Genomic DNA, 13,268 nt, shown 5'->3' with positions numbered 1-13,268 from the left:
GGGCGGGTTAGCGAAGTGTAACCCGCCAACGCCTCGCGCCTGGATGGATGGAATTGGCGGATTACGCTGCGCTAATCCGCCTTACCGCCTCAATGCTCTGCAGCGCGTTTTGCCGCAGCGTTGTTCAGCACGATCAGGGCATCGACCGCCACGCCCGTCCTGGCGTTGATCAGGAACGGGTTGATGTCGATCGAGGCGATCCGGTCGCCGGCATCCGCGATCAGATTGGACAGGCCGACCAGCGCCTTCACGGCTGAGCTCTCGTGCAGGGCCGGCTTGCCGCGATAGCCGCGCATCTTGATGCCGGCCTTGGTGCGGCCGATCAGCAGCCGCGCCTCGGCTTCGTCGAGCGGCGCGCCCGCGAGCGCGACGTCCTTCATCAGCTCGATGTCGATGCCGCCGGTGCCGAACAGCACGACCGGCCCCATCTCGGCATCCAGCGAGGCGCCGACCACGAGCTCGAGATCGGCCTTGACCTGCTGTGCGATCAAAATGCCGTCGAGCTTCGGCTTGCCCTTCAGCTTTGCCACCCGCGCGGTGATGTCGGAAAATGCTTTCTTCACCTCAGTGGCGGTGTTGAGGTTCAGCACCACGCCGCCGATATCGGATTTATGCAGGATCTCGGCGCTGACGACTTTTGCCACGACCGGAAAGCCAATCTGCCTGGCGATCTTCGCAGCCTCCGCCGCGGTCTGCGCGATCGCCTCCTTCGAGATCGGGATGCCATAGGCCTTCAGCAGCTTCTTCGAGGCGATTTCGTCGAGCGCGGCGCCGTTCGCGGCTTTCAGCGCCTTCTCCAGCACCGCGCGTGCGGCCGGTTTCGAGCTGGAGACGATGTCGGGCACCTCCTTGCGCAGCCTGGCATAGGCGAGCAGCGACTTGATCGCGGTCACCGCGCGGTCCATGCCCTGCATCACCGCGAGATGCGGCAGCGACTTGCGCAAGCCTTTGGTGAATTCGGTGAAGCCGATCGACATCGCGCTGATGTAGATCACCGGCTTCGCAGCCTGGCTCGCCATCTCGTTGACGATCCGCAGATTGCGCTCGCGCAGCTCGTGCGGCACTTTTGGAAACTCGGCATCTACGATGACGATGTCGATATCGGGGTCGTCGATCATCAGCTTGATCGACTTCATGTAGACGGAGGGATCGACCACCGCGGCGAAGCCGGCGTCGAGCGGATTGCCGACGATCGAGCCCGGTCCGAGCATTTTTGCCAGCTCCGCGCTGACATGCGGGCTCAGTGGCGCAAAATTCAGGCCTTCGGCGTAGAAGGCGTCGATCAGCATGCCGCGCTTGCCGCCGGATAGCGTGACCGCGGCGAGCCGGTCGCCCTTGGGGACGGCCGAGTGGACGAAGCATTCGGTGGTCTCGATCAGCTCGTCGAGGCCGCTGACGCGGATCACGCCCTCGCGCGTTGCAATGGCATCGAAGGTCTCGATCGAGCCCGCCAGCGCGCCGGTATGCGCCATCGCCGCCGCGCGGCCGCCTTCGGATGCGCCGAGCTTGAGCGCGATCACCGGCTTGCTCGCGGCGCGCGCAGCCTTGCAGGCGTCGCGAAACGCCTTGGTGTTGCGCACGCCCTCGAGATAGACCACGATCACGTTGATGCTCGGATCCTCGGCGAAATAGCGCATCAGGTCCGGCGTCTCGAGCCCGGCCTCGTTGCCTGTCGTCACCATGTAGCCGACGCCGACGCCGCGATCCTCCAGCGCCTGGCGGATCGCCATCACGATGGCGCCGGATTGCCCGGCGATCGCTACCGCACCCTGCTCCATGGTGACGATGCGGTCGTCGATATTGGTGAAGAGCTTTTCGCCGGCGCTCAAATTGCCGAGGCAGTTCGGCCCCGTGACGGCGAGCCCCGTCTCGCGGATCGCGGCTTGCAATTCGGCGGCGAGCCGCTGGCTCTCCTCGTCCTGCAATTCGCTGAAGCCCGAGGTGACGATGGTGGCCGACCGCGCGCCGGCCGCGGCGGCATCGCGGATCACCTGCACCGCAGAGCGCGCCGGCACCAGCACTAGCACGTGGTCGGGCTTTTCCGGCAGGCTGGCAAAGTCCTTGAAGCAGGGAACGCCCCAGATGGTCTCGCGCTTGGCGTTGACCGGATAGAGCCCGCCCTCGTAGCCGTATTTGACCAGATTGTTCCAAATGCGCTCGGCATAATTGCCGGGCTTGTCGGTTGCGCCCACCAGCACGATGTTGTGCGGGTGCAGCATGGCGTGGATGCGTTTGACGATGTCGCTCGCGTCAGGCGCTGGAGACCAAGGGCGTGAAGAAACCGACGCAGCACGTACCTGGGCTTCCATGGCGTGACCTCACCTGTTGTTGTTCTTGGTGGCGCGTCACGCAGTTGTATGGCGAGTTCTTCGGAGTGGCAACCTTGCGAAGTATGCCGTGCGATGGAATGAGCGGGTGATTAAACGCTGGTGATCACTGCCTGACCGATCGGCCGAATCACGGCGCGCATTGCCGTTCAGTATTGCAGGATCCCGGATCGAGGCGCCGTCCTGCACGTGGTAGTACAGGTTCGGATAGTTCTGGGTGACGATGCTCTCGATCGTGGTGCCGAGATATTGCGCGTGGTTGTAGCTGGGCGTGACCATTGCGATCCGCGGCGCATTTGCCGGAATCGCAGACGCGGGGGAAACGTCGTCAGGTTGAGCAGGCGCGGCGGATATTTGCGAACCGCTATTCACCCGTCACAATCAAGGTGGCATGCAGGACGTAGCGATCGGCGCCGGACGTGACAGCGTCGAACGGCCAGCAGGTCGCGAGCACGAGTTCGGCATCCTGCCCTGCGGGATCTATGCCGGACTCATCGAAACGAACGACGGCGGAGCAATCCGCCCGATAGCGAAAGTGTTTGCCGTCACTGCGCGTGACATCGATGACATCACCAATGGCAACATTCCGCAGGAAGCGGAAATGTGTGTCTCGATGCGCTGCATATACGGCAACACCACGCTCGCCGGCATCAACCGTTTGGTGGATATGGCCGGGTCCGAAAGCGAGCGCCTGGCCGCTTGTCCCCTCCAGGACGATCGCGCTGGCGCCGATCCGCCTCACTTCGATCCGCGCGACCGGCCAGGTGTCGGCCCACGACCACGGCTTGACCGGCTGGCCGGTCGCGATGCTCTTGTCGAATGCGCGCTCCAGCAGCAACTGCGCCAGCCAGGCCTTGGCGTGGATGTAGGCCCCGTCGCCGAACAGGATGGTGCCGATCAGCGCGAGAACGAGGGGAGAGATGAGGCGGGGCATTGTGTCAATTTCCCGTCATTGCGAGGAGCGAAGCGACGAAGCAATCCAGACTGTCTCAGCGGATGGATCTCTGGATTGCTTCGCGGAGCCTGTCATCGGGCCGCGCTTCGCGCGGACCCGTTGGCTCGCAATGACGAATTCGATTGAGACACCAGGAAAAAAAGGCGCGCGCGGCCGTTGGTGTGGGACGGGCAGCCGCGCGCGCTAACAGAGGAGTTCGGGGGGCTCCTCTCTCAAGCGGCGTCGGTGAGCAAGGGTCGACGCCGGTTGAACACGAACAGGACCAGGGCGAGCACGATCAGGATCAGGCCTGCGATCATCTTCAGCTCGGCCGAGGTCGCCGTCTTGGGCAGGCGGATCGCATCGGGCGCGGCGGGTGTCGGCCGCCTTGCCGCCGGCTGGCTGCGCGCATCGGCACGACGTTCGCGAAGCTGCGTCGGTACCTGCTGCGGCCGTTCGCCAAACACTTTTTCGAAGTCCCAGCCGGCCGGAAGATTGATCGGCAATTCGCTCAGCCTGAGCGGCGTGCCCTCGGGGCGGCTCGGCGTCTTGTCGATCGCGACGAGGCTGGTCAGCCGCGTGACGATCTGATGGTCGAGCGCCAGTGCCAGGATCGCCTTGTCGGAGTCTTCCAGCGTCATCTCGCGCATGGTGCGCGCGACCTCGGCATCGCCGATCTTGCGCTTGGCCCAGAGCTTTGACAGACCCTTGCCTTCGGCTGCGTTTTGCAGCGGCAGCGTCACCGACCACGGACGGTCGCCGACGCGGCCTTTGATCTCGAGCGAGCCCGCGAGCTTGTCGAGCTTTGCGGCCAGCACCAGCGGCTCGTCGCGATAGACGTCGGGGATGATCGCCGGCGTCACGTCGGCTGTCGCGTCGGAGAATTTTGCCGTGAGGCCGGTCACCGCCGGGTTCTCCAGCTTGGCGAACAGGCCGCGCATGCGCTCCTCGACCTGCTCGACCGAGCCGATATGAGTGAAGGCGCCGCGGCCAAGCTCGGATGCGCGCGTCATCAGATAGGTATTGGGGGCGGAGCCGATGCCGACCATGAAGACGCGCGAGCGGCCGCGCATCGCCGTGATGGTCTCGAACAATTGCTGTTCGTTGCCAATCGCGCCGTCGGTGAGGAACACGACCTGGCGAACCATGCCGGTGTCGCCGAGCTTGTCGGTCAGCGCGGCACGCATCGCCGGCACCATCTCGGTGCCGCCACGCGCCTGCAATGCGTCGACGAACGCGGTTGCGTCCCTGACATGCGCTGCGTCGGCCTGTACGGAGGTCGGGAACAGCACGTCCATGGTGTCGTCGAAACGGATGACGTTGAAGCGGTCATTGGGCTGGAGGCGGCCGAGGGCATAGAGCAGGCTCGCCTTGGCCTGAACGATCGAGGTGCCGCCCATCGAGCCGGAATTGTCGATCACGAACACCACTTCGCGCGGCAGCGGCTTCTGCGTCGCCTGCTCGGCGCTGGGCGGGGTGACGAAGGCGAGCAGGTAGTCGGCATCGCCGACACGCTCGCGGAACAGCCCGACCGAGGGCGCTTTCTCGGCAGCCGGCTTCCAGCTCAGCTCGAAATCGCGGTCGGCGGCAACGGCACCGTCGGCGAGCGTGACGACACGCGTCGTGCTGTCTGGGCTTTCCGTCTTGACGTTATGATGGTGGCTCTTGACCTCGCCGAGCGCAAAGCCGGCCTTCAGGCGCACCGTGATGCTGACCGGGTTGACCGGCGCGTTCTTGGCCGGGTCGAGCACCTGCGGCGTGATGCGATCGCGATCCGGCACCGGATTCGATGTGGTTGCGCCCCAGCCCGAGCCATCGTTGCGGAAGTCGACGCTCTGCACGATCGGCGCCGGATTGTAGCGCGGGGCGACCACCAAGGGCAGGCGCAGCGAATATTCGTTGCCGGCCTGGTGCACCGGCTCCTGATATTCGATCTGCACCAGCACGGTTTCGCCGGGACCGATATTGGCGACCGAGTTGGTGAAGATGTTCGGCCGCTCCTGCTCGGTGAGCGCGGCCTTCTGGCCGGCGGCGCGCGCCTGCTCGTAGATCACGCGGGCCTGCTGGCGCTCCTTGATGTCGCCGACGATGACGCGGTCACCAACCACCATCTTCAGCGTGTCGACGGCGCTATTGGTCGCGAGCGGATAGACATAGGTGGCCTCGACCCAATCGTTGGTCGGGTTGCGGAAGATCTGGGTGACGCGGGCGCGCAGCGTTGGGCCCGAGACCGTGACGTCGACATCGGTCGCGAGGCGGATCGCTTCGGTATAGGCGCCGTCCTCCTTCAGGAGGAGGCTGCCGGATTTGGCGTCGCGGGGCTGGAGCAGGCTGGCCTGCTCCGTCGTGGCCGACCATCCCGGCTCGAAGCTCACCAGCAGGGCGACGAAGGCGACCAGTATCACCGCGATGCCCTGCACCAGAAGAAACAATCCCAGCTTGATCAGCCGGCCCAGCAAGGGGTGCTCGTCGCTGTCGGCTGTGTCGTAGGTATCCATTTGGTCTGCTCCCGAAGGATGTTTGCTGGTCCTCAGCATCGGTCGGGAGGGCCTGATGTCGCGAGCAGAATGATCGGCAATGTTCCGCCGCAGCCGGCCCGGGCGGGCGGCCTCCGGGGCGGCCCTGTGCGGTTTTGTGCTGGTTTGTCCGCCCTGCTAGAGTGGCACTCCCAAAGCAGGGTTGATGATGCAGACGCAGGGCGACAAGCAGCTTTCCGACGAGCAGAGCCGCGAGATCGCGGAGACCATTCGCGAGGAGCTCGCAAGGCGCCGGATCTCCCGGCAGGCGCTGGCGGAGCAGGCCAAGCTCAGCCTGTCGACGCTGGAGAAGGTGCTCGGCGGGCGCCGGCCGTTTACGCTGGCGACGACGGTCCGGCTGGAGCAGGCGCTGGGCGTCTCCTTGCGCAAAAGCGTCGTCGTGGCGACGCCTCCGGCCGCAAACGACGTCGCGCCCGACAGCCTTGGCTCCTATGCGCACCGCGCCGTGACCTGGCTTGAGGACGTCTACATCACGCTGCGGCCGTCGTTCGGCGCCAAGGACGCGATCTTCGCCTATCGCACGGAGATCGTCTGGGAGCCGAAAGTCTCGTCACTGGTGTTCCGCGAGGACGAACGGACCGATGCGGCCTATGAGCACACTGGCGAGGTTGCTGTGCCGCACCAGTCGGGCTTCATCTACCTCGTCATCATCAAGCACGGCCAGCATCGCGTGATCACGGTGTCGCGGCCGACGGTGAGCGGCGAGATGTACGGCATCATCTCGACGCTCCGCGCGGGCGCCGGCTCGCAATTGACGCCGGTTGCGGCCCCGATAGCCTATGTGCCGGCACGGACGATCGCCGATCCCGTTGTGGGCCGGATCACGCCCGACCACGCGAACTACGAGCTGTATCGCGATCACCTTCGGCGTACCGTCGAGGAGTCTTTTGCGCTGTTTCTGCCTGCCTGAACCCGCGTCCGAATCGGCGGCCCGCGCCATTGTCGTGGGCATCGAGGTGGCTCTGGAGCTCACGTGACAGCAGCCAAAAGAATAGCGGCCTTTCGGCCGCTATTCTCGCGCGTATCAGCAACTTTCAGCCCGAGCTAGCCGCTCGGCTCGGCGCTGATGATGTCGCCGAACAGCTCCCACTGGCCCTTCTTGAACCGCCACATCTTGAGCTGCTCGATCGGCGCGAAGTCCGTGGCGGAGGTGTTGATCTTGATTCCCGGGATCAGCGTGTCGGGGACGAAGTCCTTCAGGCTGGCGGCCTGCTTCATCACATTCTCACGGGTCAGGTTGTCGCCCGACTGCTTCAGCACCTGCACCATCGTCTGGGCCGCAGCATAGGCGTAAACCAGATTGGCGTCCGAGATGTTCGCACCCGGCATGTATTTGTCGATGAAGGTCATGAACTTCTTCATGCCCTCGTCGTCCTTCCACTGCGGGTCCGACGCATCCTTCAGGTAACCGGCGGACAGCACGCCTTCGGAGGCTTCGAGGCCGGCCGGCTTCATCACCGCGCCGATGGAGACCGAGACGTCGGTCATCAGGTGCATCGGCTTCCACTCCAGCTCCGCGATCTTCTTGATGGCTTGAGCTGCGAATTTCGGGGTCGAGATATTGACGAAGACGTCGGCGCCGGTGCCCTTGAGCTTGACGATATGGGCGTCGATCGACGGCTCCGAGGTCTCGTAGCTCTCTTCGGCCACGATCAGCTTCGAGGCCTTGTCGCCGAAAATGTCCTTGATGCCGGCGACGTAGTCTTTGCCGAAATCGTCATTGGCATAGAAGATCGCCACCTTGGCGTCCGGCTTCTCCTTCAGGATGTACTTCGCAAAGATCTGGGCTTCGACCCGGTAGCTGGGCTGGAAGCCCATGGTCCAGGGGAAGTTCTTCGGATCGTTCCACTTGCTGGCGCCGGTGGCGAGGAAGAGCTGCGGCACCTTCTTGGCGTTGTGATATTTCTGCACGGCGGTCTGGGTCGGCGTGCCCAGCGCGTTGAATACCAGGAAGACCTCGTCGCTCTCGATCAGCTTGCGGATCTGCTCCACCGTCTTCGGCGGCGAATAGCCGTCGTCATAGGAGATCCAGTTGATCTTGCGGCCGTTGATGCCGCCCTGGTCGTTGATCATCTTGAAATAGGCTTCCTCGGTCTTGCCGATGATGCCGTAGGCGGAGGCGGGACCGGAATAGGCCTCGACATTGCCGATCTTGATCTCGGTGTCGGTGACGCCGGTGTCGTACGCCTTCTGCGCATAGGCGGATTGGGCTGCAAGCAGCGCCACTGCTGTTGCTGCGGCAAGCAGGGAGAGTTTCCTGTTCATGAAAATTCCTTTGGGTTTTCTTTTGGGTTTCTTCTGGAGTGGAGCAGGCACGTCGAAAAACAAAAGCGCCCGCGAGGGGCGCTTTGATCAGGCGTTGGCGACTTTCTTGTCGACTTCGGACGCTGCCGAGAATTCTTTCCGCAAGGTCGGCTTGTGGATCTTGCCGGTGGCGTTGCGTGGCAGCGCATCGACGAAGCGGACCTGCCGCGGACATTTGAAGCGCGCGAGATTCGCCGCACAGTGCGCGAAGACATCCGCCTCGGTCAGTTGCTGGCCTGGCTTGGCCGCGACGATGGCAAGGCCCACCTCGCCCCATTGTGGATCGGGAATGCCGATCACCGCGGCTTCCGCGATCGCGGTGAGCTGGTGCAGGACGTTCTCGACCTCGGCCGGATAGACGTTCTCGCCGCCGGAGATGTACATGTCCTTCCAGCGGTCGACGATGTAGTAGAAGCCCTCTTCGTCCACGCGCGTCGCATCGCCGGTGTGCAGCCAGCCGTCGGTGAAGGAGGTCTTGTTCGCCTCCGGCCGGTTCCAGTAGCCGGGCGTGATGTTCGGGCCCTTGACCCAGAGCTCACCGAGCTCGCCGGTATCGGCATCGCTGCCATCGGGCCGAACGATGCGGACTTCCGTGTGCAGCACGGGCTTGCCGGCGGAGCCTGCCTTCCGCGCCGCGTCCTCGCGGTCGAGCACCAGCACGGCCGGCGAGGTCTCGGTCATGCCGTAGCCCTGCTGCAGCGCGACACCGCGCGCCTCCCACACTTTGAGCAGCGGCACCGGCATCGGCGCGCCGCCGACACCGCCGACGATCAGCCGGGTCAGGTCGGCGGTCGCGAAGGCCGGATGCTGCGCCATGAACTGATAGATCGCGGGCACGCCGAAGAACACGTTGATGCCCTGGGCGGGATCGTTGATCAGGCCGAGCGCCGCGCCGGGATCGAAGGCGCGCATGATCATCACGGTGCCGCCGGCATGCAGCACCGGGTTGGTGTAGCAATTCAGCCCGCCGGTATGGAACAGCGGCAGCACGGTGAGCAGCACCGAGGCCGGCCCGATGCAGGCGGGGCCACCGAGATTGACGCAGTTCCAGAAGGTCATGCCATGGGTGATGGTGGCGCCCTTCGGATGACCCGTGGTGCCCGACGTGTACATGATGGTCGAGACGTCATCGAGCGTGACCTCTTCGGCACGGTCGAGCGGCTTTGCCGCGGCGATGCCGGCGTCATAGGCGCCGCCCGGGCCAAGCAACAGGCTGGTCGCGATGCCGCAGAGCTTTGCGACGGCGAGGGCGGTCTCGGCGAGGTCGGTGTCGTGGATCATCACCTTTGGGGCGCAGTCGCCGGTGATGAACTGAAGCTCGGGAACGGTGAGGCGGGTGTTCAGCGGCACGAAGATCGCGCCCAACCGGCCGCAGGCGAACTGCACCTCCAGCGTATCGGTCGTGTTCAGCGCCAGCACCGCGACGCGGTCGCCGCGCGAGACCTTGAGCGTGTCGCGGAGGAAGCCGGCCAGCCGCGCGACGCGGGCGTCGAGCTGCGAATAGGTGAAGCGGCGCTCGCTCGCGAGGTCGATAACCGCGACCTTGCCGGGCGTGCGGCGGCCATGATGGGCGATCCAGTCGTAGTAACGAACGGCCAAAAATCCCTCCCTCGGCGGTCTTGTGCCGCCTCTCGTCCCACTTGCCGTGCACTAGGCCCGGCATGGCCCTGGGGCCAGCCGGAGTTTGTGCACCACGTCTTTTTTTGACCGGGAGTTGGCCTGCGAGGGGCGAAAATCGTCTTGCGTTGAGTTGCTAGGTCCTGACCGTCGCAGGGTGACGCTCGTGGTCAGCCACTCCACGCAAGTGAGCCGCCGGGGTTCCGGCCATGGTGAATGCGACGAATCCGCCAACAGGGCGAGACTGAGATGAAGAGCCCGTTCTATACCGCCGAGCATGACGCGTTCCGCGACGTGATGCGCCGTTTTGTGGACAAGGAGATCGCGCCGTTCGCCCATGAATGGGACGAGGCCGGCGAATTTCCCCGCGCGCTCTATCGCAAGGCGGCCGAGATCGGCCTGTTGGGGCTCGGATTTCCCGAGGAATATGGCGGGATCGCCGCCGACCAGTTCATGAAGATCGTCGCGAGCCAGGAACTGGCGCGGGCCGGTACCGGCGGCGTCAGCGCCAGCCTGATGAGCCACACCATCGGTTCGCCGCCGATCGCACGCGCAGCGCGGCCCGAGGTGAAGGCGCGCGTGCTGCCGCAGGTGCTCTCAGGCGAGAAGATTTCCGCGCTTGCGATCACCGAGCCCGGCGGCGGCTCGGACGTCGCGGGCCTCCGCACTCGGGCCCGGCGCGACGGCAATCACTACGTCGTGAGCGGCGAAAAGACCTTCATCACCTCGGGCGTGCGTGCCGATTATCTGACCGTTGCGGTGCGTACCGGTGGCGAGGGCGCCGGCGGCGTCAGCCTGCTCCTGATTGAGGGCGACACGCCGGGCCTGTCGCGCACCAAGCTGAAGAAGATGGGCTGGTGGGCCTCCGACACCGCGACGCTGCATTTCGACGAATGTCGCGTGCCGGCCGAGAATCTGATCGGCGAGGAGGGCCAGGGCTTCAAGATCATCATGCGGAATTTCAACAGCGAGCGCATGGGTATGGCGGCGAGCTGCACTGCTTTCGCGCGCGTCTGTCTCGACGAGGCGGTCACTTATGCCAAGGAGCGCAAGACGTTCGGCAAGCCGCTCGCCCAGCACCAGGTCATCCGGCACAAGATCGTCGACATGGCGCAGAAGGTCGCTGCGTCCCAATCAATGCTGGAGCTGCTGGCCTGGCGGCTGGAGCAGGGCGAGAGCCCGGTCGCCGAGATCTGCATGATGAAGAACCAGGCGACGCAGACCATGGCGTTCTGCGCCTCGGAAGCCGTGCAGATTTTTGGCGGCGCCGGCTTCATGCGCGGTATCAAGGCCGAGCGCATCTACCGCGAGGTCAAGGTCAACGCCATCGGCGGCGGCACCGAGGAGATCATGAAGGATCTGGCGTCGAGGCAGATGGGGTTGTGAGCCCGTCATTCCGGGGCGCGCGAAGCGCGAGCTATGGTGCGCAATTGCGCACCTGAGAATCCATCGGGCCGCACGTACCGTAGAGAAATGGATTCCGGGCTCATCGCTTCGCGATGCCCCGGAATGACGAGAGGGAAGAGATGCTATTCACCGCCGACCACTACGACATCCGCCGTTCCCTCCAAAAATTCATCGCCAATGAGATCAATCCTCACGTCGATGAATGGGAGAAGGCCGACATCTTCCCGGCGCATGAGCTGTTCAAGAAGATGGGCAATCTCGGCTTCCTCGGGCTGAACAAGCCCGTTGAGTTCGGCGGCTCCGGCCTCGACTATTCCTACGCGCTGATGATGGCGGAGGAGCTCGGCGCCATCACCTGTGGCGGCGTGCCGATGGCGATCGGGGTGCAGACCGACATGGCGACGCCGGCGCTGGCGCGGTTCGGCTCGGACGAGGTGCGGCGCGAGTTTCTCAGCCCCTCGATCTCCGGCGATTACGTCGCCTGCATCGGCGTCTCCGAGCCCGGCGCGGGCTCCGACGTCGCCTCGATCAAGACCAGCGCGCGCTCGGATGGCGACGACTACGTCATCACCGGCGGCAAGATGTGGATCACCAACGGCACGCAGGCCGACTGGATCTGCCTGCTCGCCAACACCGGCGATGGTCCCGTTCACCGCAACAAATCGCTGATCTGCGTGCCCATGAAGTGCAAGGGCGTCACGGTTGCGCGCAAGCTCGACAAGATGGGCATGCGCTCGTCGGATACCGCGCAGATCTTCTTCGACAATGTCCGCGTTCCCAAGCGCAACCGGATCGGCGAGGAAGGCAAGGGCTTTACCTACCAGATGATCCAGTTCCAGGAGGAGCGGCTCTGGGGTGCGGCGGCGTGTCTCAAGGCGCACGAGTACATCATCGATCAGACCATCGAATATACTCGCAACCGCAAAGCCTTCGGCCAGAGCATCCTCGATAACCAGGTCGTGCACTTCAAGCTCGCGGAGATGCAGACCGAGGTCGAGCTGCTGCGTGCGCTGATCTATCGTGCCGCCGAGCAGCTGGTCGCCGGCGAGGACGTGACGCGGCTTGCGACCATGGCCAAGCTAAAGGCCGGTCGGCTCGGCCGCGAGCTCACCGACGCCTGCTTGCAATATTGGGGCGGAATGGGCTTTACCAACGAGACGCCGGTCAGCCGCGCCTATCGCGACAGCCGCCTGACCTCGATCGGCGGCGGCGCCGACGAGGTCATGCTAATGGTCCTGTGCAAGATGATGGGTACGTTGCCCGGGAGTCGTAAAGTTTGAGCATGATCTTGTCGGAAAACCGCTTCACACTTTTCCGGATCATGCTCTAGGGGGAAGTCCTTATGATCACGCTCTATCACTGCGACGCCGCGCGCTCGTTCCGTCCGCTCTGGATGCTGGAGGAGATGGGGCTGCCGTATGAGCTGAAGATGCTGCCGTTCCCGCCGCGCGTCTTCGCCAAGGAATATCTTGCGCTCAATCCGCTCGGCACCATTCCCTTCATGGTCGACGGCGAGACGAAGATGACGGAGTCCTCCGGCATCTGCCATTACCTCGGCACCAAATACGCCCCGACGCCGCTGATGGTGGACGTCGCGGATCCCGCCTATGGCGCGTTCCTGAACTGGATGTATTTCAGCGACGCCACGTTAACTTTCCCGCAGACGCTGGTGCTCCGCTACACCCAGCTCGAGCCGGAAGAGCGCCGCAATCCACAGGTCGCCACCGATTATGCAAAATGGTTCCTGGGGCGGCTGCGCGCGGTGGAGGCAGCGACGGCGAACGCCGATACATTGTGCGCGGATCGCTTCACCGCCGCTGACATTGTCATCGGCTACGCGCTCCGCCTTGCCAGCAACATCGGCCTCGCCAAGGATTTCGGGCCAAATGTCGCAGCCTATTGGGCGCGGTTGCAGCAGCGCGACGGCTTCAAACGCGCGGTTGCTGCGGAGCAGAAGGCCGGTGCCGAGCAGAATGTTGCGCCGCGTGTGAGGGCGTAAGCCCTGCGGATTGGGACTACAGTCTCATGACAGTTCCGGACTGGCACATCGCCGTCCTGGAATGCCAACGCTTTGCGCGTCATGACAGCGCTATCCCGTCGTGACAGCGCCCAAATTTCCGTTAAGGTGACCCCCGTCCGCAG

At 64.4% G+C, this 13,268-nt stretch carries 10 protein-coding genes; 4 read left to right on the top strand and 6 right to left on the bottom strand.

Annotated elements, in window-relative coordinates; genetic code table 11:
• Window positions 1-89: 89 nt before the first annotated feature.
• The 4 genes from RAD16_RS15530 to RAD16_RS15515 all read right to left on the bottom strand — a co-directional run bounded on the left by RAD16_RS15530 (window position 90) and on the right by RAD16_RS15515 (window position 5,759).
• Window positions 90-2,309 (bottom strand): acetate--CoA ligase family protein, encoded by a 2,220-nt coding sequence (locus RAD16_RS15530; protein WP_458158755.1) that lies wholly within the window; start codon window positions 2,307-2,309, stop codon window positions 90-92.
• Window positions 2,310-2,345: 36 nt separating this feature from the next.
• On the bottom strand, window positions 2,346-2,606 hold the full coding sequence (locus RAD16_RS15525) for a hypothetical protein (RefSeq protein WP_458158754.1): 261 nt from the start codon (window positions 2,604-2,606) through the stop codon (window positions 2,346-2,348).
• A gap of 85 nt (window positions 2,607-2,691) precedes the next feature.
• On the bottom strand, window positions 2,692-3,261 hold the full coding sequence (locus tag RAD16_RS15520; RefSeq protein ID WP_458158753.1) for a class GN sortase: 570 nt from the start codon (window positions 3,259-3,261) through the stop codon (window positions 2,692-2,694).
• 233 nt (window positions 3,262-3,494) lie between these two features.
• Window positions 3,495-5,759, bottom strand: a complete 2,265-nt coding sequence (locus tag RAD16_RS15515) for a marine proteobacterial sortase target protein (protein ID WP_458158752.1) — start codon at window positions 5,757-5,759, stop codon at window positions 3,495-3,497.
• A 187-nt stretch (window positions 5,760-5,946) separates the two neighbouring features.
• Here RAD16_RS15515 and RAD16_RS15510 point away from each other — a divergent pair, with 187 nt between their 5' ends.
• Entirely contained in the window at window positions 5,947-6,708 is a 762-nt protein-coding gene (locus RAD16_RS15510; RefSeq protein WP_458158835.1) for a helix-turn-helix transcriptional regulator, read from the top strand.
• Between the two features lie 134 nt (window positions 6,709-6,842).
• On the opposite strand, the gene RAD16_RS15505 is transcribed toward RAD16_RS15510, so the two are convergent.
• Together RAD16_RS15505 and RAD16_RS15500 are read right to left on the bottom strand one after the other, a co-directional pair.
• A complete protein-coding gene (locus RAD16_RS15505) occupies window positions 6,843-8,063 on the bottom strand; it encodes an ABC transporter substrate-binding protein (RefSeq protein WP_458158751.1) in 1,221 nt (406 codons plus the stop codon).
• Window positions 8,064-8,150: 87 nt separating this feature from the next.
• Entirely contained in the window at window positions 8,151-9,701 is a 1,551-nt protein-coding gene (locus RAD16_RS15500) for an acyl-CoA synthetase (protein ID WP_458158750.1), read from the bottom strand.
• A gap of 267 nt (window positions 9,702-9,968) precedes the next feature.
• Between RAD16_RS15500 and RAD16_RS15495 the strand changes: the two genes are divergently transcribed.
• From RAD16_RS15495 to RAD16_RS15485, 3 genes are all read left to right on the top strand, one after another.
• Complete coding sequence (locus tag RAD16_RS15495) at window positions 9,969-11,105, top strand: acyl-CoA dehydrogenase family protein (RefSeq protein ID WP_458158749.1); 1,137 nt, start codon at window positions 9,969-9,971, stop codon at window positions 11,103-11,105.
• A gap of 140 nt (window positions 11,106-11,245) precedes the next feature.
• Window positions 11,246-12,406: an acyl-CoA dehydrogenase family protein gene (locus RAD16_RS15490; protein WP_458158748.1), complete on the top strand. Its 1,161-nt coding sequence runs from the start codon at window positions 11,246-11,248 to the stop codon at window positions 12,404-12,406.
• 62 nt (window positions 12,407-12,468) lie between these two features.
• Entirely contained in the window at window positions 12,469-13,125 is a 657-nt protein-coding gene (locus RAD16_RS15485) for a glutathione S-transferase family protein (RefSeq protein WP_458158747.1), read from the top strand.
• The last annotated feature ends 143 nt before the right edge of the window (window positions 13,126-13,268 follow it).

The organism is Bradyrhizobium sp. 18BD, assembly GCF_054185225.1.
The sequence above is the reverse complement of the archived record's forward strand: the minus strand, read 5'-3'. Positions and strand labels throughout refer to the sequence as shown.